General features: G+C 45.3%; 28 protein-coding genes and 3 pseudogenes. 20 read left to right on the top strand and 11 right to left on the bottom strand.

The window, feature by feature from the left end; translation table 11 throughout:
• Positions 1 to 28: 28 nt before the first annotated feature.
• The 3 genes from RS881_RS44185 to folK form a co-directional block, all read right to left on the bottom strand.
• Entirely contained in the window at positions 29 to 661 is a 633-nt protein-coding gene (locus tag RS881_RS44185) for a deoxynucleoside kinase (RefSeq protein WP_315816634.1), read from the bottom strand.
• Between the two features lie 196 nt (positions 662 to 857).
• Positions 858 to 1031, bottom strand: coding sequence for a hypothetical protein (locus tag RS881_RS44180; RefSeq protein WP_315816633.1), 174 nt, complete (start codon positions 1029 to 1031; stop codon positions 858 to 860).
• Positions 1032 to 1041: 10 nt separating this feature from the next.
• Positions 1042 to 1341, bottom strand: a complete 300-nt coding sequence (gene folK, locus RS881_RS44175; protein WP_315816632.1) for a 2-amino-4-hydroxy-6-hydroxymethyldihydropteridine diphosphokinase — start codon at positions 1339 to 1341, stop codon at positions 1042 to 1044.
• A gap of 246 nt (positions 1342 to 1587) precedes the next feature.
• On the opposite strand from folK, the gene RS881_RS44170 reads away from it, so the two are divergent.
• From RS881_RS44170 to RS881_RS44125, 9 genes and pseudogenes are all read left to right on the top strand, one after another.
• Positions 1588 to 1908 carry a Clp protease/crotonase-like domain-containing protein gene (locus tag RS881_RS44170; RefSeq protein WP_315816631.1) on the top strand — a complete coding sequence of 107 codons (321 nt, stop codon included), beginning with the start codon at positions 1588 to 1590 and terminating at the stop codon, positions 1906 to 1908.
• Complete coding sequence (locus tag RS881_RS44165; RefSeq protein WP_315816630.1) at positions 1890 to 2000, top strand: hypothetical protein; 111 nt, start codon at positions 1890 to 1892, stop codon at positions 1998 to 2000. The genes RS881_RS44170 and RS881_RS44165 overlap by 19 nt, the downstream gene beginning before the upstream one ends.
• Positions 1997 to 3153: pseudogene (gene sppA, locus RS881_RS44160) on the top strand (signal peptide peptidase SppA). The gene RS881_RS44165 and the pseudogene sppA overlap by 4 nt, the downstream one beginning before the upstream one ends.
• 155 nt (positions 3154 to 3308) lie before the next feature.
• Positions 3309 to 3857, top strand: coding sequence for a hypothetical protein (locus RS881_RS44150; RefSeq protein WP_315816627.1), 549 nt, complete (start codon positions 3309 to 3311; stop codon positions 3855 to 3857).
• A 175-nt stretch (positions 3858 to 4032) separates the two neighbouring features.
• Positions 4033 to 4284 carry a hypothetical protein gene (locus tag RS881_RS44145; RefSeq protein ID WP_315816626.1) on the top strand — a complete coding sequence of 84 codons (252 nt, stop codon included), beginning with the start codon at positions 4033 to 4035 and terminating at the stop codon, positions 4282 to 4284.
• 152 nt (positions 4285 to 4436) lie between these two features.
• A complete protein-coding gene (locus RS881_RS44140) occupies positions 4437 to 4973 on the top strand; it encodes an SRPBCC family protein (protein WP_315816625.1) in 537 nt (178 codons plus the stop codon).
• Between the two features lies 1 nt (position 4974).
• Positions 4975 to 5373, top strand: coding sequence for a DUF2911 domain-containing protein (locus RS881_RS44135; protein WP_315816624.1), 399 nt, complete (start codon positions 4975 to 4977; stop codon positions 5371 to 5373).
• Between the two features lie 254 nt (positions 5374 to 5627).
• Positions 5628 to 5807, top strand: a complete 180-nt coding sequence (locus tag RS881_RS44130; RefSeq protein ID WP_315816623.1) for a hypothetical protein — start codon at positions 5628 to 5630, stop codon at positions 5805 to 5807.
• Positions 5808 to 5910: 103 nt separating this feature from the next.
• A complete protein-coding gene (locus RS881_RS44125) occupies positions 5911 to 6132 on the top strand; it encodes a hypothetical protein (RefSeq protein ID WP_315816622.1) in 222 nt (73 codons plus the stop codon).
• 219 nt (positions 6133 to 6351) lie between these two features.
• Here the strand turns inward: RS881_RS44125 and bioA are convergent.
• A pseudogene (gene bioA, locus RS881_RS44120) lies at positions 6352 to 7633 on the bottom strand (adenosylmethionine--8-amino-7-oxononanoate transaminase).
• Between the two features lie 153 nt (positions 7634 to 7786).
• Here bioA and RS881_RS44115 point away from each other — a divergent pair.
• From RS881_RS44115 to RS881_RS44090, 6 genes are all read left to right on the top strand, one after another.
• The gene (locus RS881_RS44115) at positions 7787 to 8347 is read left to right on the top strand and encodes an RNA polymerase sigma factor (RefSeq protein WP_315816621.1); all 561 of its coding nucleotides are present in this window, start codon (positions 7787 to 7789) and stop codon (positions 8345 to 8347) included.
• Positions 8334 to 8843 carry a hypothetical protein gene (locus tag RS881_RS44110; RefSeq protein WP_315816620.1) on the top strand — a complete coding sequence of 170 codons (510 nt, stop codon included), beginning with the start codon at positions 8334 to 8336 and terminating at the stop codon, positions 8841 to 8843. The genes RS881_RS44115 and RS881_RS44110 overlap by 14 nt, the downstream gene beginning before the upstream one ends.
• A 193-nt stretch (positions 8844 to 9036) precedes the next feature.
• Positions 9037 to 9936 carry a porin family protein gene (locus RS881_RS44105; protein ID WP_315816619.1) on the top strand — a complete coding sequence of 300 codons (900 nt, stop codon included), beginning with the start codon at positions 9037 to 9039 and terminating at the stop codon, positions 9934 to 9936.
• Between the two features lie 452 nt (positions 9937 to 10388).
• Positions 10389 to 10883, top strand: coding sequence for a hypothetical protein (locus tag RS881_RS44100; RefSeq protein ID WP_315816618.1), 495 nt, complete (start codon positions 10389 to 10391; stop codon positions 10881 to 10883).
• Positions 10844 to 11263, top strand: a complete 420-nt coding sequence (locus tag RS881_RS44095) for an LVIVD repeat-containing protein (RefSeq protein ID WP_315816617.1) — start codon at positions 10844 to 10846, stop codon at positions 11261 to 11263. Before RS881_RS44100 ends, RS881_RS44095 begins: the two co-directional genes overlap by 40 nt.
• A 5-nt stretch (positions 11264 to 11268) precedes the next feature.
• Positions 11269 to 11862, top strand: a complete 594-nt coding sequence (locus RS881_RS44090; protein ID WP_315816616.1) for a hypothetical protein — start codon at positions 11269 to 11271, stop codon at positions 11860 to 11862.
• A gap of 67 nt (positions 11863 to 11929) precedes the next feature.
• On the opposite strand, the gene RS881_RS44085 is transcribed toward RS881_RS44090, so the two are convergent.
• The 5 genes and pseudogenes from RS881_RS44085 to RS881_RS44065 form a co-directional block, all read right to left on the bottom strand.
• Positions 11930 to 12361: a YdeI/OmpD-associated family protein gene (locus RS881_RS44085; protein WP_315816615.1), complete on the bottom strand. Its 432-nt coding sequence runs from the start codon at positions 12359 to 12361 to the stop codon at positions 11930 to 11932.
• A 21-nt stretch (positions 12362 to 12382) separates the two neighbouring features.
• Entirely contained in the window at positions 12383 to 12679 is a 297-nt protein-coding gene (locus RS881_RS44080) for an epoxyqueuosine reductase (RefSeq protein WP_315816614.1), read from the bottom strand.
• A gap of 36 nt (positions 12680 to 12715) precedes the next feature.
• Positions 12716 to 12772, bottom strand: a pseudogene (locus RS881_RS44075) (hypothetical protein); the annotation flags it as partial.
• 74 nt (positions 12773 to 12846) lie between these two features.
• Positions 12847 to 13293, bottom strand: coding sequence for an epoxyqueuosine reductase (locus RS881_RS44070; protein WP_315816613.1), 447 nt, complete (start codon positions 13291 to 13293; stop codon positions 12847 to 12849).
• Positions 13294 to 13415: 122 nt separating this feature from the next.
• Positions 13416 to 13760, bottom strand: a complete 345-nt coding sequence (locus RS881_RS44065; RefSeq protein ID WP_315816612.1) for a hypothetical protein — start codon at positions 13758 to 13760, stop codon at positions 13416 to 13418.
• 299 nt (positions 13761 to 14059) lie between these two features.
• On the opposite strand from RS881_RS44065, the gene RS881_RS44060 reads away from it, so the two are divergent.
• Both RS881_RS44060 and RS881_RS44055 read left to right on the top strand, forming a co-directional pair.
• On the top strand, positions 14060 to 14926 hold the full coding sequence (locus RS881_RS44060; RefSeq protein ID WP_315816611.1) for an FGGY family carbohydrate kinase: 867 nt from the start codon (positions 14060 to 14062) through the stop codon (positions 14924 to 14926).
• Complete coding sequence (locus tag RS881_RS44055; protein WP_315816610.1) at positions 14923 to 15384, top strand: FGGY-family carbohydrate kinase; 462 nt, start codon at positions 14923 to 14925, stop codon at positions 15382 to 15384. Before RS881_RS44060 ends, RS881_RS44055 begins: the two co-directional genes overlap by 4 nt.
• A 97-nt stretch (positions 15385 to 15481) precedes the next feature.
• On the opposite strand, the gene RS881_RS44050 is transcribed toward RS881_RS44055, so the two are convergent.
• Both RS881_RS44050 and RS881_RS44045 read right to left on the bottom strand, forming a co-directional pair.
• Complete coding sequence (locus RS881_RS44050; RefSeq protein WP_315816609.1) at positions 15482 to 15838, bottom strand: serine hydrolase domain-containing protein; 357 nt, start codon at positions 15836 to 15838, stop codon at positions 15482 to 15484.
• Positions 15839 to 15892: 54 nt separating this feature from the next.
• Positions 15893 to 16531 (bottom strand): serine hydrolase domain-containing protein, encoded by a 639-nt coding sequence (locus RS881_RS44045; protein WP_315816608.1) that lies wholly within the window; start codon positions 16529 to 16531, stop codon positions 15893 to 15895.
• Between the two features lie 169 nt (positions 16532 to 16700).
• On the opposite strand from RS881_RS44045, the gene clpB reads away from it, so the two are divergent.
• The 3 genes from clpB to RS881_RS44030 all read left to right on the top strand — a co-directional run bounded on the left by clpB (position 16701) and on the right by RS881_RS44030 (position 20222).
• Positions 16701 to 19319, top strand: coding sequence for an ATP-dependent chaperone ClpB (gene clpB / locus RS881_RS44040; protein WP_315816607.1), 2619 nt, complete (start codon positions 16701 to 16703; stop codon positions 19317 to 19319).
• A gap of 334 nt (positions 19320 to 19653) precedes the next feature.
• Positions 19654 to 20091 (top strand): DsbA family protein, encoded by a 438-nt coding sequence (locus tag RS881_RS44035; RefSeq protein WP_315816606.1) that lies wholly within the window; start codon positions 19654 to 19656, stop codon positions 20089 to 20091.
• On the top strand, positions 20088 to 20222 hold the full coding sequence (locus RS881_RS44030; protein WP_315816605.1) for a DsbA family protein: 135 nt from the start codon (positions 20088 to 20090) through the stop codon (positions 20220 to 20222). Before RS881_RS44035 ends, RS881_RS44030 begins: the two co-directional genes overlap by 4 nt.
• Positions 20223 to 20282 lie beyond the last annotated feature (60 nt).

The following is a 20282-nucleotide window of genomic DNA, read 5'->3' as shown; positions in this document are numbered from 1 at the left end:
CCTATTTCATAACAAGATCATGTTAACCTTACGGTAGCGTAAGGTACCGCTGACCATAATCATGATCCTTTTCCAGGGCATCGGTAATTACCTGCAGGTGCTTTTCATTGCCCAGGAAATCGGCATTGCTGGCATCCACAAACAGGGTTTTCAGGTTGTGCTGCTTGATGTAGTGAGTATAGGTTTCCTGTATCTTAAACAGGTATTCATCTGGAATGGCCTGCTCATAGGGCCGGTTGCGTTTGCGGATATTCATTTGCAGCTTATTTACCGGCACATGCAGGTAGATAAGTATTTCGGGTTGCGGTATTTGCTGGTGAATGATTTCAAATAATTTCTGGTACAACCTGAACTCCTCTTCGGGAAGGTTGACCTTGGCGAATAACAAACACTTGGTAAAAAGATAATCTGTAATGGTAACGTTTTGGAACAAGTCTTTGGTGTGGATCAATTCTTTCAATTGCTTGTACCGCTCGGCCATAAAGAATAATTCCAGCGGAAAGGCATATTGGGTGGGGTTCTCGTAAAATTTAGACAGGAAGGGATTGTCGGCAAATGCTTCCAGGATCAGGCGGGCATTGTATTTCTTGGCCAGCAAATGGGATAAGGTGGTTTTGCCTGCCCCTATATTGCCTTCGATGGTGATAAAGTGATAATTCATAATAATATGCGGGAACGTCAACGCCCATCAAAATAAAGGAAATGGCTACACAGATATGTGCTATGAACATAATTTGTGGAAAAGTCTGTGTAATGTCCGTAAGTGGGAAAGTCCGAAAGTCAGTAAAGAGAAAAATTCTATGGTGTTCCTTCCGGACTTTCGGACTTCCCGACTTTCGGTCTTCCGGACTTCCCCACTATGTACTCCATGCCTTCACCTCCAGCATATCCGGGCAATCCAGCAACAACTGGTGAATAGTAGTATGCAACACGGGGTGCAGCAGATCGGGTGCTATTTCATCCAATGGAGTCAGTGCAAAACGGCGATTCTGTACCTCTGGATGGGGAATCGTGAGGGCGGGTTCCCGCACAATGTCATTATTAAAAATAATATATCAATATCAATAATACGGGGCCATACCGTTCTTGCCGCACACGGCCCAGCACATTTTCTGCTGCCAGGGTATGTTGCAATAATTCAGGGGCGGTAAAGGGCGTCGCCAGCAAAAGCGCCTGGTTCAGAAAAGGCTGCTGATCAGTTTTACCCCAGGCCGCCGTTTCATAAATGGCCGATTGACGCTCAACACGGCCACAGGATTGATTAAGAACCATTACGGCCTGTTGCAGGTGCTGAAGCCTGTTCCCTACATTGCCGCCTATCAGTAAATACACATTATTCATATATTGCAGGCTGTCAAAGGGTCAAATATCTTTGAATTTTACATAAAATCAATAAGTTGATGAATAGCTTTCTTAAAATATTTCTAGCTACGCTGGCTGCTTTAGTGGTATTCACCATTGTGATGTTTTTCATTACACTGGGATTCGTATCCGGATTAGGCACACCCCAAAAAAGAAAATACCGGGGCCAATGCCGTATTACTGATCGATCTGGCGCAACCTTTCCATGAGGTTAAAAAAGAAAACGTGTTGGCAGGCTTCGGAGGTAAAGAGCAATTCGATATTCCCGCTTTGTATGATGTGATCAGGCTCATTCGTTATGCTAAAACCGACACCTCCGTAAAAGGGATCTATATAAAATGCGATGGCAATAACAATGGCTTTGGAGCAGGTGATGAATTGCGTACTGCCCTGCTTGATTTTAAAGCCAGTGGCAAATTCATTTATGCCTATGCAGATGTGATCTCACAAAATGCTTACTATGTAAGTAATGTGGCCAGTAAAATATACTGTAACCCAAAAGGGGGCTTGACTGGCGGGGCTTTGCTATGCAATTGTTTTACCTAAAAGGCACTTTACAAAAATTAGATATAGAACCACAGATTTTCTATGCAGGGAAGTTTAAAAGCGCTACCGAACCTTTTCGTGAAGAAAAATGACCGATGCCAACCGCCTTCAGTCTTCTGTGATCATCAATGACCTGTATGGGCATTTTCTGACGCAAACAGCGATCTCCCGTCAAACAGATACGGGTAGTCTTCACCAATATGCCAATAACAATAGTATTCAGTTTGCTTCAGATGCACTGAAGTACAAATTGGTTGATGGTTTGAAGTATGATGATGAAGTGAAAGATGAGATCAAAGAAAAACTGAAAGTGGGCAAATACGATAAGATCAATTTTATAAGCCTGGGTAAATATGCCATGGCGGTTAATTATAAACAAAGAGGCGACAAAAAGATTGCCGTGATCTATGCCCAGGGTGATATTGTAGATGGGAAAGGTGACCAGGAAAACATTGGTGGCGAAACCTATCGTAACCTGATCCGTAGAGCGAGGCTGGATAGTGAGGTAAAGGCCATTGTTGTGCGTATTAATTCTGGCGGGGGTAGTGCGATGGCCAGCGAAAATATATGGCGCGAACTTACCGTGGCTCGAAAAGATAAGCCCGTGGTGGTAAGTTTTGGTGATGTAGCAGCTTCTGGCGGTTACTACCTGGCTTGCAATGCCGATAGTATTTTTGCACAACCCAATACCATTACCGGTTCAATCGGGGTATTTATGCTGATACCCAATATGGAGGGCTTTTTTAAAGGCAAATTGGGGATGACCTTCGATGGGGTCAAAACTTCGCCCGAAGCTGATGGCCTTACAGTAACCAGGCCGCTTTCTCCTGCTCAACGACAATACTTACAAACCGATGTAGATAGTATCTACCACGGTTTCAAACAACGGGTAGCCGAAGGCAGAAAAAGACCATTGAATATGTGGATAGTATAGGGCAGGGCCGCATCTGGAGTGGTAGCCGGGCATTGGAACTGGGCCTGGTGGATCGTTTGGGTGGATTGGATGATGCCATTGCCTGTGCCGCCAAACTGGCTAAAGTAAGCAGTTACAGTTTGAAAGAATTTCCCGAACCTCGTAATATCTTCGATCTCATCTTTGGTAATTACCAACAAAACACTACCCAGAAGGCCGTTCGGGAGGAACTGGGAGCAGAAGGTTTTAAAACCTACAAAGCCCTCAAACGGGCCCGTGCCATGGTTGGGGTTTCACAGGCCAGACTGCCTTTTGAGTTTTCAATCTATTAATAGATGTCCGGAAGACCGGAAGTCTGAAAGTCCGAAAGTAATACAGGAGTCCGGAACCAATCTTCCGGACTTTCCGACTTTACTGACTTTCGGACTTTAGTGACTTCCCGACTTAAATCCCTAGTTTTGCCGCTCATCTAACCAGTCAATCCCTTATGCCGCAACCATATAACCAGTTCAGGGCGATGCTGGCCATTACCAAAGGCAGCCTGAAAGGTATTTTCAGAAGCCCTAGTGCTGTAGGATTTGGATTCGCCTTCCCTATGATCTTTATCCTGATATTTGGATTCCTGGGTGGTGGTGGCAATATCAATCTGCGTGTTGCTTTTGACAAGCAAATGGATACTACCAGCATCTTGTACCAAACAGTTAAAAATGTACCGGGTATACGACTGGTAAAGAAGGATCCCGAAGAATTGATTGAAGACCTGGAAAAGGGAAGGATAACAGCCATTGTGAATATTCAGAAAAGTACCGATACTCTGTCTGCCTGGAAGATCAGCTTCAAAAGTTCCGAAGCAGTCAATCCCCAAAATCTACAGGTATTACGCGCGATATTTGAATCCATTATCAAGCGTATGGACGAGATTAAATTTCATGATAAAAGAACAGTGGCTACTATTAGTAATAATATAGAGAAAATACCGGGCCGGACTTATCGTACCATTGATTTCATTCTACCAGGGCAACTTGGTTTTCATTAATGAGCGCGGGAATATTCGGAGTAGCCTTCATATTCTTCAACCTGCGTCAAACCCTGGTATTAAAACGATTCTTTGCCACCCCTATTCAGCGTTCTTATATTGTATTCGGAGAAGCTTTGAGCCGTGTGATCTTTCAGATGATCACTGCAGTGGTGATCTTACTGGCCGGGTATTTTTGTTTAAATTTACCCTGGTACATGGATTTATCACTTTCATGGAGTTATTGGTATTGAGCTTTATAGGACTGGCAGTGTTTATGGGTTTTGGTTTTGTTGTAAGTAGCATTGCCAAAAATGAAAGCGTTATTCCATTGCTTGCCAACCTTTTTACCCTGCCACAATTTCTGTTGGCCGGCACTTTTTTCCAATCGATAACTTCCCTTCCTGGCTCCAACCCATTTGCCGGGTGCTGCCGCTTACCCACTTAAATGATGCGATGCGTAATGTGGCATTTGAAGGCGCTCATTTGATTGATTGTGGAAAGCAGTTGGCTGTTTTAGGTATATGGGGTGTGGTTGTATACACCATAGCTATCAAAGTATTCAAATGGGAGTAATCCCGTCTCTTTTAAATATCCAATATGCGATTTGTAAAATTAGGATTGATCAGTATTGTAGGGTTGTTTCTGGTCATCTTCCTCATGTCTCTGCTCATTCCTTCACATGTACGTATTTCCCGCGCCATCAATATCAGCGCCCCGGCCGATAGTGTTAAATATTATCTGTCCAACCTGCGGCAGTGGGAGCAATGGAATACCTTGATCAAGACCGCCGAAAATACCAATCCCAGGTATAGCCAGAATGGATTTACCAGCGATGGATTGCAGGTGCTTTTGATTGGCGCTAAAAGCGATACCATTACAACCGCCTGGCGGATGGAAAAGGAGGCGGGCCGGGAAATTGGCAGTGGGTTTACCCTGCATACAGCCGATAATACTACCGTGGTACAGTGGTATTTTGACTTTTACCTGAAATGGTACCCCTGGGAAAAATTTGGTAGCATCATTTTTGATAAGCAATTAGGACCGCCGATGGAGCAATCATTGGGGAACTCAAAAAAAAGCTGGAAACCCCGGTCCATTAGGTTAATTTCATTGCCACTAAAACAAATACGATAATATGAAAAAGCTTTTCATCCTTGCTGCCATAGCCTTTGCTGGCACCCTGTTTGCTGCCGCACCTGCTGCTGCCCAATCCAAAAGTCCACATGAAACCTCTGTTGGTAAAAATGTAGAGGTTAGATACGGCCGCCCTTATAAGAAAGGTCGTGAGATATTTGGTGGACTGGAAAAGTTTGGAAAGGTTTGGCGTACCGGTGCTGATTCTGCTACCACCATTACTTTTGCCAAAGATGGTACCTTCGGAGGCAAACCCGTAAAAGCAGGAACTTATACCCTGTTTACTATTCCTAATGAAAAGAGTGGACTGTTATCCTCAATAGCCAATTGGGTCAATGGGGTGCTTACAAGTACAACGAATTCAAAGATAAAGATGTACTCAAGTAACGGTGCCTGTTAAAAAACTGGACAAAGTGGTTGAACAACATACCATCCACTTTACCCCTAAGAATGACCTGATCATTGAGTGGGATCAAACACAGGTTACTGTGCCCATCAAAATATAACTAATAAAGCAATGAATGTTGAAGAGCGGCCATCAGGCCGCTTTTTTATGCGTTCGGGGAAAAAAATATTCTTAATGAAAACTTCATACTGCCCCAGCCCCTAAGCTATTAATTTAGGCATTTCTTTCAGTATACACCCCTCTGAAACATGAACCTGTATAATTATTTGCTGAAGCTGGTAGCTACTTGTTGGGTATTGTGCAGTGCCATGACGCTGGCAGCACAATCTGATATTAAAGTAGGGAAATTAAAGATCAACCACGTTGATAAACAAAAAGGAAACAAGGGGAGTGGATATTCTTTGACACCCTGGGCAATATCCGGATGAATTGTGTGTTTGAAAATGACAAATGTACCAGCCCGATCTTCTTCTATGAAAATACCGATACGGTATTTATTAAATTTCCCATCAAGGACTCTATAGAGGTGTTTTGCCTGTACAAGAACGGCAAAAGTACCTGGGCAATTTTGTACATACTTCAGATAGTACCAGTAATATTGAATTGGATCCCGATCCGGCGCCTACGGAAGAGGTTATTGCAGCAGTAAAGAAATACCAGCAGGTATTTATTAAACCCACTTATTTTTCTCCCAAAAAAGCTGAACGACTTTACGAGTGCCGCCTTTACAGGCTCGCGGTTTGTTTTCAATAAGCCACTCCGTATCCTGCTTACCATTAGCAGTTCGGGGTTTGTTACCAATGTTGAATTTCCTAAAGACAAAAACCAGCTATCGGGCGAAGAGGAAAGAGAATTGTACCGTATCTATTCCACCATGCCCCGGTGGCAACCTTTGTTTTACAGGAATAAAACCCAGACTACAAAAGTATTGCTCGGCAACAATTCAATGATAACCCATTTCTATTATTACGATTAGATCATTCCCTCTAAAATTTCCCTGATCACCGCATACACCGTATTCAATTCTTCTTCTGTAAAACAATAAGGTGGCATTAGGTAAAGGGTATTGCCCAATGGCCGTAGGTAAACCCCTTTGGCCAGCGCTTTTTTGGTGATCTCTTTACCAATACTATTGAGGTATTCATCTTTACCCTGTACCAGCTCAAAGGCAAAGAGCGTACCGAGCGTGCGGATGTTTTTGGTAACAGCCGGGAAATCCTTAGCCAGCAAAGCGGCAAAATCACGGTGCTGCCTGCCAATGCGTTCAATACTGTGCTGGCAGCTTTCTTTTTCCAATAGGTCCAGGCTGGCCAGGAGGCTGCACAAGCCAGGGGATTGGCGGTAAAGGAATGGCCGTGGAAAAAGGTTTTCATTGCATCTTCCTGCAGGAATGCTTCATATACGCGGTGTGTACAAGCTGTAACGCCCAGCGCCATGGTACCGCCTGTAAGTCCTTTCGACAAGCAAATGATGTCTGGTTGCTCTTCCATATAAGCCGATGCAAAGAGCTTCCCCGTTCTGCCAAAGCCCGTCATCACTTCATCGGCTATGCAGATCACCCCTTCGGCATGGCATTTTTTGAGTAAAGTATTCAGCCCTTCAGCTTCATACATCAACATACCCCCGCCCCCTGTACCAATGGCTCATATATAATACAAGCTACCTCTTCCCAGGGAATACTTTCCAGCTCTTGATTTCCAACACTCGACTCCGGGCTCCCCGCTGCCGGCCGTTCCTCAGCTATTAATTCGGGGCTATCCACTGCCGATTGCCGTTTGCCGATTGCTGGTGCATCTACAAATACCACTTCAAACAACTTTTCATCAAAAGCCTTCGTAAATACACTTCGTTGGCTTACACTCATGGCCCCAAACGTGTCGCCATGATAGGAGTTGTTGAAAGCCAATACTTTATTGCGTTTTTGTTCGCCTTTGTTCCACCAATACTGGAGCGCCATTTTCAGGGCAACTTCCGTAGCCGTAGATCCATTGTCGGAGTAAAATACCCGGGAAAAGGAGCCTGGCAATGCTTCTAGCAGGCGTTCTGCCAGCCTAACCGCCGGTTCATGGGTAAAACCGGCAAAAATTACCTGCTCCAGGGTTTTAGCCTGCTCATATAATTTTTCTGCAATATATGGATGCGCATGGCCATGGATAGTGACCCACCAGCTGCTAATGGCATCCAAATAACGGTGCCCATCGGCATCTACCAGGTAAGATCCTTCGCCTTTTATTATGGGAATCGGATCGGGCATGTATTTTTGTGGTGTATACGGATGCCAGATCACCTGTTTGTCCCTGACTTTCAATGAATTTGACATAGCAGGGCAAAGTTAGGGGTAACCTGGGTGAAAAAGTAGCCGGGTGCAACGGATAAGCATCTAAATCTGTCACATGTAGTATAGAAAATGGATTATAACAGGCTGGTTAAAGAATGTTTGAAGGGGCGACCAGAGGCCCAGCGACAACTCTACGAGCATTTTGCCGAAGGGATGCTGGGTATCTGCTACCGCTATACCAAATCAATGACCGATGCCGAAGACGTACTGCAGGAAGGATTTATCAAAGTTTTTAAACACCTGGATCAATATAAGTTTGAAGGCGAATTAGGGGGATGGATAAGAAGGATCATGGTGAATACAGCCCTTAATTACCTCAAGAAGAACAGCCGTTACCAAACCGACCTGGCCTACTTCGACACAAGTCTGCATCCCGTGTCGGCTGATAACCCGGAAGTGAAGCTACTCGCCAAAGACCTGGCCGAACTGATACGTCAGTTACCAACCGGCTACCAAACAATTTTTAATCTGCATGCAGTAGAAGGTTTTTCACATGTAGAAATCGGGAAAATGCTCGGCATCAATGAGGGCACTTCCCGTTCACAATATGCCCGTGCCCGTGCTTTGCTCATCACTTGGTTGAGAAAGCAAAATATGGAAACAAAAAACGAATCGTATGTCCGACCATGATTTTGAGAAACAGGTAAAGGTCAGGCTGGATCAATTGAAATTGCGTCCATCTGATGCTGTCTGGACGGTGGTGGAAAAAAATATCCGCAGGGAGAAACGCCGCCGCCGCATGATAATATGGCTACCCCTTTTACTCCTCACCCTGGGAGCCGGAGGATATTTTGCCATGCAAGAAAATTCCCAGCCTGCCACACAGGACCTGGTAAAACTAACTATTCCATCTACTGACGCCACCAAAAACAATAAGCCATCGACTCAAACTTCTACACAAACACCAGACAATTCCGTTCCTTCCACCCATGAGCCCGTTACTCCTCCACAGCCAAATACAGCCGGAAATGTAACTGTAACTGAACCTGCTCATCATGAAAAGCCATCAACTGATCACCAACCAACTGGTAAAGAAATTGCTTCACCGATGGTGACTAAAACCAATACTGACCGGGCTTCAACAGTAAACAATTTGCCCCTGGTAAAAAAAAGAACCTGCTGGTAAAGTAGTTAAACAACCTTCAAAAAAGGCAAAGAAGAATACCTCAGGCGTCCATACACCATGGGTTGCTAAACATACACCTGTTCGTGAACCACAACAGGCTAAATCAGTAAAGCAATCAACTGAAAAACCGGCTGACAAAGGTGAAACCATAGCTGCCAAAGAGGATCAAACTCCTGTACAGGATTCCACAGCCATGGCTACCCTTATTCCCCAGGCCGATAGCAGCCTGGCACAGGCCAGGCCTATTGATAGTGTAGCCAAAGACACAGTGCAGACGCTTGCAAGCCTGCCCACTACACCTGCCGGATCAGGCGCAATATTGAAAACAAAGCCGGTTACCAAGAACCCCGGTGATTCCAAATGGCAATTCGGCATACGGGCCGATGGTGGTTACTCAGGTGTAACAGAAGATGGCTTATTCGGCTTTCTGGAAAAAGAATCGCCCATGGTAGCTGATCTGGCTTCTCCCAATTACAGTAATAGCCTCATAAATGTGGCGCCACAGTTTCCACGCCCGGTTAATAAGGCCTCTTCACTTTCTAAGGGACTTTCTTTCTCGGTTGGCGGATTTGTACAACGTAAACTAACCAACCGGTTAAGTTTATCTGTCGGTTTGCAATACACCTATCTCAGTGCCCGCCAGGTAGTAGGCACCAAAATAAATAATAACCGCACTGTTAACAGGGCGCCGTCTACCTCTCAATTGGTATCTACTTACTATGATGCCAATAATACACAGGAGTATACCAATAAGTACCATTTTATAGAATTGCCAGTAACCCTGCATGCACAATTGAATAAAGGGAAACGCCTGCCCATTACCTGGGATATTGGTTTCTCGGCATCAAGATTGGTTAGTACCAATGCCTTGCATTATGATGGATTGGGGGTGTTTATTACAAAGACAATTCTCTCTTTAATAAAACACAATGGACAGCATCTACCGGATTCAACATCAAGTTGTTTACACAATCTAAACATCCATTGTCCCTGGGGCCTGTTATGCGGTACAATATCAGCCCATTGCTACAGAAACAATATTCTACCGGCCAGCATTTATGGTCCGTTGGTTTACGTGCCTCCATATTGTTAAAAAAATAAAAAAATAGGCAACGCTCCTGCTGCTTCCGCTGTCAAAAGTAAAACCCTTTCACATGACACGGATAAGCCAAAACATACTGTTATGGACAGTGGCCGCATTGTTCATGCTCTCATTTAGTAGTTGTTTAAAAGACCATTGTTCACGTACTTATACCCTTTATTCGCCAATCTATAAAACCCTTACCGAAGTAAGAAAGGGGATGAAGAGCGGAGCGTTTCAACCATTGAAAGCCCCGGTAAGTTATACATCTATGGAAAGTATATCTTTCTCAATGAGCAGGAAAAAGGTATCCACGTAATCGACAACAGCAATCCTGTTTCTCCAAAGAATATTGCATTTATCAATATCCCAGGTAACGTAGACCTGGCCGTAAAGGCAACACCTTATATGCTGATTCATGGAGCGACCTGGTTACTTTTGATATCAGTAATCCTCAGGATGTAGTGGCAAAGAGTTTTCTCAATAATGTATTTCCCCACCGTAGTTATAATTATGTTATTAGAGGCAACGCCAATCCCGATTCCGTACAAGTGCTGGTAGATTGGGCAACAAGAGATACCACCCTGGATTGCGATACTTACCAAAGCTTATATACCACTTATTATTCGATGGCCAGTGCCGATAACAATGGCTTTTATGGAGCGCCCAAATTAGGGGGCGGTGGCCAGGGAGGCTCCATGGCCAGGTTTACCCTCATTAATAACTTCCTGTATACAGTTACGGCCAACAGCCTGAACACCTTTGATGTAAGCACAGCCCAACAGCCTTCATTTGTAGCAGCCAGGAATTTGAACAACTGGGGAATAGAAACAATTTTCCCTTTCAAAGAGAAACTATTCATAGGATCCAATTCCGGGATGTATATATACAATGTAAGTACCCCGGTTCACCACAACCATTGGGTACCTTCTCTCATGTTCGCAGCTGCGATCCTGTAATTGCCGATGATCATTATGCTTATGTAACCCTCCGCTCCGGAACTGCCTGCCAGGGATTTACAAACCAGTTGGAAATCCTGAATATTGAAAACCTTTCCAGCCCCATCTTACTGAAAACTTACCCCCTTACCAATCCACATGGATTGTCCAAAGACAACAACAACCTATTCATCTGTGATGGTGCCGACGGTGTAAAAGTATTTGATGCTGCCAATGTGAATGACCTTAAACTACTTAAAAAGATAGACGGGTTGGATGCTTATGATGTAATTGCCTTTAACAAATGGGCCCTGGTAGTAGCTAAAGATGGATTGTATCAATTCAACTATGCCGATGTAAGCAATATAAAACTGCTTAGTAAAATTTCTATCAATAAATAACTCCTATGTTCAGCAAATATTTTTGGGTCACCGTGATAGGCTGCAGCCTTGTTGTTACATCCTGGGCCCAGTCATCCGAAAAAGCGCCCACCGTAAGGAAAAGCTGCTCCTGTGGTTTTAGTTCTATCAATCAACTGGGTATTGCAACAGGCGAAAACAACAATTCCGTACTCCTGCAAACGATCAATGGATTTCGCTATAAAACCTGGTTTGCAGGGGTGGGGGTGGGGTATGATACCTATTATGCCAAGACTGTTCCGCTTTTCCTGGATCTTCGTAAAAGCCTGTTCTTAAAACCGTCCACGCCCTTTCTATACCTCGATGGTGGTGTACAGTTTATGGGAGAAAAGAAAACGGATAAGGGCAGCTATTACACAAAGCAATACCATCCCGGCGCCTATTATGATATGGGTATCGGCTACCAGATTGGTTTAAGAAACAAAAGTGCGATCCTGATGAGTGCCGGATATAGCCAAAAATACCTTAAGTACCATCAGTACACTGAGGTGGTTTGTATCATGGCCCCTTGTCCCAGTTACAGTAGCCATTATAATTTCCGGTTAAATAGGCTTGCCTTTAAAATAGGATATCAGTTTTGATCCGACTTGCTTACTCACTGCTGTTTTTCTGCCGCAATGTCAACCCCGGGTTAAACGGTTAATGGCTTCAGCCATCCGTTCGATCCGGGTTTCTTCTTTTGGCACTGTAGATCCAATCAATGTATTGTTTTTGCTCACCTTCCGGAAAGGCATAAAACGTTTTGTGGGCTGCTGGTTCGTCCCGCAGGCATTCCAATAGATCAGCGGGTATTTCCAGCGGTTCCTGGTTGGCATACAATACCAGTTTCACCGTATCTCCTTCTCCCTTCTTTATCTTTTTGCGGATATCGGCTTTCACGGGCATAAACATACAGCCATTGGCCATGGGCATCAGGTTATAGGCCTTCAGTTCATAATCATCTATGAACCCTTTCACCTGTACAAATCCTCCCTTGCTGCGTTGATCGGGCGTTATTTCTTTGATCACAATGAAGGTCCAGCCACCCTTACCCGGTATTTTCTGCAGCTTGTATTTTTTATTCACCAGCGGCTTCTCCATCTGCTGTATTTTGTACAAAATTTAGATTACGTTGAATGCCTGTGAATTTGGATCGTTTGAGGGGGAATGGCGGAATATTTTTTTAAAAGCATCTTCTGTCAAGGATTGCCATTCGGCTGTTGAAAAATGAAGCAATTCAGGTATGGGCGAAAATGCTGTTTCATGAGTGGGTTTTGCAAAACGGTTCCAGGGGCATACATCCTGGCAGGTATCACAACCAAAGAACCAATTGTCGAATTTGTTTTTCATATCCCCGGGTATCAACTGCTCCTTGAGTTCAATCGTAAAATAAGAAATGCATTTACTGCCATCTACCACCTTATTTTCCAGGATGGCATCCGTAGGACAGGCATCAATACATTTCCGGCAGCTGCCACAATAATCCTTTGCATAAGGATCATCATATTGCAGCGGAAGGTCTGTAATAAGCGTAGCGATGAAAAAGAAGGAACCAGCTCCTTTTGTAAGCAGGTTACCATTTTTGCCTATCCACCCCAGGCCACTGCGCAGCGCCCAGGCCCTTTCAATACCGGAGCCGAATCTACAAACCCCCTTCCTTGTACTTCCCCAATATGCAGCCGCATTAATGCCAGCAGCTTATGCAACTTTCCCCGTATTACCTCATGATAGTCCCTGCCATAAGCATATTTCGACACTTGCAGCGAATCAGGCTCCTGTTGCTCGGCGGGATAATAATTCAGCAGCAGCGTAATAACCGATTGGGCCCCCGGTACCAGGCGCGTAGGGTCTATCCGCAACTCAAAATGATTCTCCATATACTGCATACCACCGTGCATGCCCTGCTGTAGCCAGTTTTCCAACCGCCGGGCATCTTCATCCAGCCGCTGAGCCCTGGCAATACCACAATAGTCGAACCCCAGCTGGGCAGCGTAGGTTTTAATAAGAGTAGTATGTTGTTCAATAGTGCGCATAAATTCAAGTCAGGAAGACCGAAAGTCTGAGAGACTGGAAGTAGCGAAGGCTAGAAAGCTGTATTACTTTCGGACTTTCCGACTTTCCGACTTTCCGTCTTTCCGTCTTTCCGTCTTTCCCACTATTTCTCCTGAAGGTGCAATTTATGAAAGAATCGATGGATCACCGGCGCCAGTATAAAACCTATATTGGTGATGAAAATTACGCCGCTGAACAGCGCATAAAAAGAAGAGAACCATATCCCTGTATCACATAGATTGTTCAGCACCGGCCCCATACCCGAAAGCAACATAGAAGCATTATGAAACGCATCCAACCAGCGTACATGATCACATGTATAGTGAAAGCCTGCAACGCCTATCAATAAGACAATCACCAATATTCCTGTCCCAATTAACAGGTTATTTAAAACGCGCCGGTAAAATACCCTGCGCGGTACCAGCGGCTTCATCTTGGATTCGTACATAACCAATGTTTAAAGTGTTTATATCGTATCATTTTTCCACCTGCTCCCTTATTTGAAGGTAAATTGTTTTCCCACCCCGATAAATTGCCTAAATTGGCTACCCGGTAGAAAATTACCGGTATTGTCATCAAATAAAAGCATTGTGAAATATTTATTAGGTTTCGATATTGGCTCCTCCTCCGTCAAAGCTGCCTTAATAGAAATATCCAATGGAAAATTAGCGGCTACTGCTTTTCCCCGGCTGAAGAAATGCCCATAGAAGCCCCTAAAACCGGTTTTGCCGAGCAAGACCCGGACAGGTGGTGGCAGGAACTGCAACAGGCCCTGCAAAAGCTGCGGCAACAGGTCCCTTTCAGGGCGATGAAGTGGCGGCTATTGGCATCTCTTACCAAATGCATGGTCTTGTATGTGTAGATAAAGCCGGCAAGCCTTTAGGTCCTTCCATTATCTGGTGCGATGGCCGGGCCGTAACCTATGGCAATAAAGCATTGGAGGCATTGGGCCAGGATTTCTGTCTTTCTAATTTCCTCAATTCACCCGGCAACTTCACCGCTTCTAAACTGAAATGGGTCAAAGAAAATGAGCCCGATATTTATAAAAAGATCCACAAGATCATGTTGCCAGGTGATTATATCGCCTTGCGTTTGACCGGTGAAGCTACTACAACTATTTCGGGCTTGTCGGAAGGCATCTTATGGAATTTTAAAACCAATACCATTGCCAGGGAATTGCTACAATACTATGGTATTGATGAAAACCTATTATCTGGCATTGTTCCCATTTTTGGCGAGCAAGGAAGGTTAACCAATGAAGCAGCCGCTTTACTCAACCTGAAGGCAGGCATTCCTGTCAGCTACCGGGCCGGTGATCAACCCAATAATGCTTATTCACTCAACGTATTGCAACCGGGCGAAGTAGCGGCTACCGCCGGCACCTCGGGTGTAGTATATGGCGTTACAGATAAAGTGGAGTATGACCCCAAATCAAGGGTCAATACCTTTGTACATGTTAGCCATACCGAAGCACAGCCGCGCTATGGTATCCTACTTTGTGTAAATGGTACAGGTATTCTAAATAGTTGGTTACGGAAAAATTTCTTTGCCAATGCCTCTTATGCCGATATGAATGCAGCCGCAGCTACCATTGCCCCGGCGCCGATGGATTGAGTTTCTTGCCTTTTGGTAATGGGGCCGAGCGTGTATTGGAAAATAAAGACTTAGGCGCTCAATTACAAGGCTTGCAGTTCAACAGGCATCACCGTGGTCATGTGGCCAGGGCTGCCCAGGAAGGCATCGTATTTTCCCTGCAATACGGTATGGAAATCATGCAGCAAATGGGGATGCAATTAAAGACCATCCGCGCCGGTTATGCCAATATGTTTTTAAGTGAGGTTTTTGGCAACGTGTTTGCCAATACCACCGGTTGTACCGTAGAACTGTACAATACAGATGGCGCTGCCGGTGCCGCCCGCGCAGCAGGTGTAGGGGCAGGTATCTATCCCGATTTTGTGTCCTGCTTCACCGGTATGAACCTGATCAAAAAACTGGAGCCGGAAAAGGCTTTACAGGAGCAATATGAAGATATATACGGGCAATGGAAACATGCTTTGTTAAAGAGCCTATAGTGTAAAGGCCGAAAGTCAGTAAAGTCGGAAAGTCCGGAAGCAATCCGAGTTTTAGTTGTATTGACTTCCGGACTTTCGGTCTTACCGTCTTCCGGACTTATTTGCATCCCCCCAACTGGTCATCTACCGCCTGTTTAAATTGCAGGTACACATCCTTCTTTTGTTCACCCAATATGGTTTTTACAAAAATGATGGCTGCATAGTTACGGCATTTGTCAATATACGGCCAGGTGCCAAAAAGGCCCGGACTACTCACCACCATACTATTCCCATTCCCGTCTTTTTCCTGGATCCATTCACCCAAGCCGTATTCAAAACCCTCGGCTATTTTAGGTGTAAACTTTACAGCCAATCCAGGGAAATGATTCTTCTGCATTTCGGCTACCGCTTCTTCACTCAGGATACGTTTGCCTTCAAACACTCCTTTATTCAGGATCATGACCAGGAAGTTCATATAATCAAGTGCGCTCGATTGCGCACCCCGGATGGGTTGGGTGCATTACCATTATCATTTACAAAGGTAGTAGCACGCATTTTCAAAGGACGCGTGATCCTTTCCTGCACCAGCCGGGCAAAAATCCTTTTTAGACACTATTTCCGCTACCCTGGCTGCCAGGTTTAGACCACTGCTGCCATAGGCAAACTCTTTGCCAGGATTGTTGGATATTTCTTTGGCCGCAATGGCATTGGCTTCTTCTTCCAGGTTCTCGAATTTTCTGCGTTGCAATAAAGTGGCCAGCCCGCCTTTGCCATCAATACCTGTAGTATGCGCCAGGCACTGGCGGATGGTGATATAACCCTTCATATATTTATCCAGGATAGGAATGTACTTGCTAACAGGATCATCCAGGCTGATCTTGCCCTGGTCAACCAGCGTCATGATCGTGGCGGCCGTGATCCATTTACTGCAACTGGCAATCGGCGCCTGTGTTTTTCCATTGAAATCAGCACCTATCTCTTTCTGGTATATGAGCTTGCCATCCTTCCACACCAGGGCTACCACATTGTTACCCAATAACTTTTTATTCTTTTCAAGCAATTGGTCTACCGCCCCAAAGTCATATTGGGCCTGGGCCAACTGCAAGAATAACAGGAAAAACAGGAATAGACTGAATTTTGGACAGGTTCGGGGCGCTTTTAATGACATAAATGCCGGAAATTTTGGTTGGATTGTGATTTGTGATAAGGGGCTAAAGTTATTGGAACTTACGGTAACTGAACCTTAAGGGTTGGCATAATGTTGTTATTAACGAATAATTTGCCGCCCCGCCCTCCCGCAAGTCAGCTGCCAGTAACCAAACCAAAAAGAAGAGATTATGAATCTGAACAATTTTACCATCAAAGCCCAGGAAGTGATTGCACAGGCACAACAAATTGCTTTCAACCAGGCGAATGTAAATATAGAAACCGAGCATTTGCTCAAAAGCCTGCTGGAGCAGGAGGATTCTCCCGTAGAATACCTGTTGAAGAAAAATAATGTGACCGTCAACCTCCTGGAAACGAAACTGGAGGAAGCCATTGATAAACTGCCCAGGGTAAGTGGCGGTGCACAACCTGCACAAGCCATTGGCCGCGATGCCAATAACGCCATCCTGAGGGCAGGTACCATCCTCAAGCAATTTGGCGACGAATTTGTGAGCGTAGAACACCTTCTGGTTGCCCTTATACAAGGCGGTGACAACACCGCCAGGTTATTGAAAGATGCCGGCCTTACTGAAAAAGGACTGGTAGCAGCTATCAAAGACCTGCGTAAAGGCGATACCATTAAAAGCCAAACACAGGAAACACAATTCAATGCCCTGAATAAATATGCTAAGAACCTGAATGAACTGGCTCGTCAGGGCAAGCTGGATCCCGTTATTGGACGGGATGAAGAAATTCGCCGCACCCTCCACATCCTATCCCGCCGTAGCAAGAACAACCCCATCCTGGTGGGTGAGCCCGGCGTTGGTAAAACAGCCATTGCCGAAGGTTTGGCCATGCGTATTGTGAATGGTGATGTACCAGAAAACCTGAAGAGTAAGATCATTTATGCCCTGGATATGGGCCAGCTCATTGCGGGCGCCAAATACAAGGGCGAATTTGAAGAAAGATTGAAAGGCGTAGTAAAAGAAGTAAGTACCAGCGATGGGGAGATCATTCTCTTCATTGATGAAATACATACCCTGGTGGGTGCTGGTGGTGGTGAGGGCGCTATGGATGCGGCCAATATCCTGAAACCTGCCCTGGCCAGAGGCGAATTGAGAGCCATTGGCGCTACTACCCTCAATGAGTATCAGAAGTTTTTTGAGAAAGACAAAGCCCTGGAACGTCGCTTTCAGAAGGTAATGATTGAAGAACCTTCTGTCGAAGATGCCATTTCCATTTTACGTGGATTGAAAGACCGGTATGAAACCCACCACCATGTGCGTATCAAGGATGAGGCCATCATTGCCGCCGTGGAATTGTCTCACCGGTACATTACCGATCGTTTCCTACCCGATAAGGCTATTGACCTCATCGATGAAAGTGCAGCCAAACTGCGCCTGGAAATGAACAGCATGCCCGAAGAACTGGACAAACTCGAACGCCAGATACGCCAGTTGGAAATTGAGCGCGAAGCTATCAAACGCGAGAATGATGATTACAAGCTTAGGGAGCTAAATACAGAAATTGCCAACCTGAGCGTAGACCGTGATACCTTCAAAGCAAAATGGAAAGCAGAAAAGGAAATTGTAGATAAAGTACAAAATGCCAAAGCAGCTATTGAGCAGTTAAAGCTCGAAGCTGAACAGGCTGAACGCAATGGCGAATACGGAAAGGTAGCTGAAATACGCTACGGCAAGATCAAAGAACAGGAAAAGGTTATTGGAGATCTTTCAAGCCAGTTGGAGGTGATCAATGAAAAGCGTTTGTTGAAAGAGGAAGTAGATGCGGAAGACATCGCTGAGAATGTGGCTAAGGCAACCGGTATTCCCGTAACCCGGATGTTGCAGAGTGAAAAAGAAAAACTGTTGAAGCTCGAAGATCATCTCCACGATCGTGTGGTAGGACAGGAGGAAGCTATTACTGCCGTAGCAGATGCTATCCGCCGTAGTCGCGCAGGTTTGCAAGATCCCAGGAAGCCTATCGGTTCCTTCATCTTCCTAGGTACGACCGGTGTAGGTAAAACCGAACTGGCCAAAGCCCTGGCCGAATACCTCTTCGACGACGAAGGTATGATGACGCGTATTGACATGAGTGAGTACCAGGAAAAACATACAGTGTCGCGGCTGGTAGGCGCCCCTCCGGGATATGTAGGGTATGATGAGGGCGGACAACTTACCGAAGCTGTAAGACGCAAACCTTACAGCGTGGTACTACTCGATGAAATTGAGAAAGCACACCCCGATGTGTGGAATGTTTTGTTGCAGGTATTGGATGATGGCCGCTTGACCGATAACAAAGGCCGTGTGGTGAACTTTAAAAATACCATCATCATTATGACCAGTAATATCGGCAGCCACCTTATACAGGAAGCCTTTGAAGGCGTGACCGAACGAACCCTGGACGAGGCCACCGATAAAGCAAAAGTGGAAGTGATGAACCTCCTGCGTCAAACCGTTCGGCCCGAGTTCCTGAACCGCGTGGACGAGATCATCATGTTCCAGCCATTGCTCAAAAAAGAGATCAAGGGTATTATTAATATCCAGCTCAATAATTTGCGTAAAATGGTTGCCGCCAATGGCATCGACCTTCAGTTCAGTGAATACACAGTTGATTACCTGGCCGAAAATGGATTTGATCCACAGTTTGGTGCACGACCCCTCAAACGGTTGATCCAGAAAGAGATCGTCAACCAGCTGTCGAAAAAGATCCTGGCAGGTGATATAGACAGATTGCATCCGGTGCTGGTTGACGTATTCGATGGGGTAGTGGTATTCAGGAATGAAGTGCCTAATCACATCAATTCCTAACCAGTAGTAAACCCCGGCATGCCACCAATGACCCGCTAAAACCGTCTTAATCATATATACCAAAGCCATTCTGCCCCGAGCCGGATGGCTTTTTACTTGATGCACAGTAATCTATTGATTTACTGTGCTTTACCTGTATCTGCCTGCCAGGCTGTATTCATCAACTGTCAGGCTGGGCAATACCACCTGAGCTTGTCGAAGGATTGTCGCAGCCATTGTAAGGGTGGGGCGCTAAGGGTGACTCATACTCGCTCGCCTCCGGCGAGTGAGCCTATTTTGTAGCCTCCGGCTACTGATAACGTCAAAAAAGTAAAAATGGAATCAACATATGGCAATGAACAATAAACCCAAGGTCATCGAGATCATTCCACCCAAGGATATCTGGCAGGGACCTGCCAGCGCTCCCGTTAGGTTGGTGGAGTTTGGAGATTATGAAAGCGAAGACTGCGCCAAAGCCCATAATGTAGTGAAAAAGCTCCTACAAGCTTATGGTGATCAGCTGAGATTCAATTTCCGCCATTTCCCTCTTACACAAATACACCAGCGTGCCCATAAGGCAGCCGAAGCGGCCGTAGGAGCAGGACAGGCCGGTAAGTTTTGGGAAATGCACGATGTATTATTCCAGAACCGCAAACATTTGGGCAGCGTAAGCCTCAAGGAATACAGCAGGGATGCAGGCGTTAGCGACAAGCATTTTCTTCCCCGGCTTATTGACTCTTTTTATGGTTGGACTGTTCGTGCCGACCTGATGGATGGTCTGGCAATGGGGTGAGAGATGTGCCGGCGTTTTTTATCAATGACCAGCTGTATACCGGTAAACCTTCTTTCGATGCATTGAGCAAAGCCATCGATGAAGCCCTGAAGAATGGTAAACGCAAACCATCTGCCAAACAAAGAGCTTAAAAGCTAAATGGCTAAGGGAAAGTGGCGGGAAACAAGTGGTGACTAATTAGCAAGTTGTAG

The sequence above is a fragment of the Paraflavitalea speifideaquila genome (assembly GCF_032395985.1).
Taxonomy (GTDB): domain Bacteria; phylum Bacteroidota; class Bacteroidia; order Chitinophagales; family Chitinophagaceae; genus Paraflavitalea; species Paraflavitalea speifideaquila.
The sequence above is the reverse complement of the archived record's forward strand: the minus strand, read 5'-3'. Positions and strand labels throughout refer to the sequence as shown.

Bases quoted from the DNA above. Each gene is read 5' to 3' on its own strand.
- RS881_RS44090 (WP_315816616.1), top strand. From the start codon at position 11,269: ATGTTCAGCAAATATTTTTGGGTCACCGTGATAGGCTGCAGCCTTGTT.
- folK (WP_315816632.1), bottom strand. From the start codon at position 1,341: ATGAATAATGTGTATTTACTGATAGGCGGCAATGTAGGGAACAGGCTT.
- RS881_RS44135 (WP_315816624.1), top strand. From the start codon at position 4,975: ATGAAAAAGCTTTTCATCCTTGCTGCCATAGCCTTTGCTGGCACCCTG.
- RS881_RS44185 (WP_315816634.1), bottom strand. From the start codon at position 661: ATGAATTATCACTTTATCACCATCGAAGGCAATATAGGGGCAGGCAAA.
- clpB (WP_315816607.1), top strand. From the start codon at position 16,701: ATGAATCTGAACAATTTTACCATCAAAGCCCAGGAAGTGATTGCACAG.
- RS881_RS44085 (WP_315816615.1), bottom strand. From the start codon at position 12,361: ATGGAGAAGCCGCTGGTGAATAAAAAATACAAGCTGCAGAAAATACCG.
- RS881_RS44130 (WP_315816623.1), top strand. From the start codon at position 5,628: ATGAACCTGTATAATTATTTGCTGAAGCTGGTAGCTACTTGTTGGGTA.
- RS881_RS44045 (WP_315816608.1), bottom strand. From the start codon at position 16,531: ATGTCATTAAAAGCGCCCCGAACCTGTCCAAAATTCAGTCTATTCCTG.
- RS881_RS44165 (WP_315816630.1), top strand. From the start codon at position 1,890: ATGCAATTGTTTTACCTAAAAGGCACTTTACAAAAATTAGATATAGAA.
- RS881_RS44150 (WP_315816627.1), top strand. From the start codon at position 3,309: ATGCCGCAACCATATAACCAGTTCAGGGCGATGCTGGCCATTACCAAA.
- RS881_RS44140 (WP_315816625.1), top strand. From the start codon at position 4,437: ATGCGATTTGTAAAATTAGGATTGATCAGTATTGTAGGGTTGTTTCTG.
- RS881_RS44105 (WP_315816619.1), top strand. From the start codon at position 9,037: ATGGCTACCCTTATTCCCCAGGCCGATAGCAGCCTGGCACAGGCCAGG.
- RS881_RS44115 (WP_315816621.1), top strand. From the start codon at position 7,787: ATGGATTATAACAGGCTGGTTAAAGAATGTTTGAAGGGGCGACCAGAG.
- RS881_RS44110 (WP_315816620.1), top strand. From the start codon at position 8,334: ATGTCCGACCATGATTTTGAGAAACAGGTAAAGGTCAGGCTGGATCAA.
- RS881_RS44035 (WP_315816606.1), top strand. From the start codon at position 19,654: ATGAACAATAAACCCAAGGTCATCGAGATCATTCCACCCAAGGATATC.
- RS881_RS44050 (WP_315816609.1), bottom strand. From the start codon at position 15,838: ATGAACTTCCTGGTCATGATCCTGAATAAAGGAGTGTTTGAAGGCAAA.
- RS881_RS44070 (WP_315816613.1), bottom strand. From the start codon at position 13,293: ATGCGCACTATTGAACAACATACTACTCTTATTAAAACCTACGCTGCC.
- RS881_RS44065 (WP_315816612.1), bottom strand. From the start codon at position 13,760: ATGTACGAATCCAAGATGAAGCCGCTGGTACCGCGCAGGGTATTTTAC.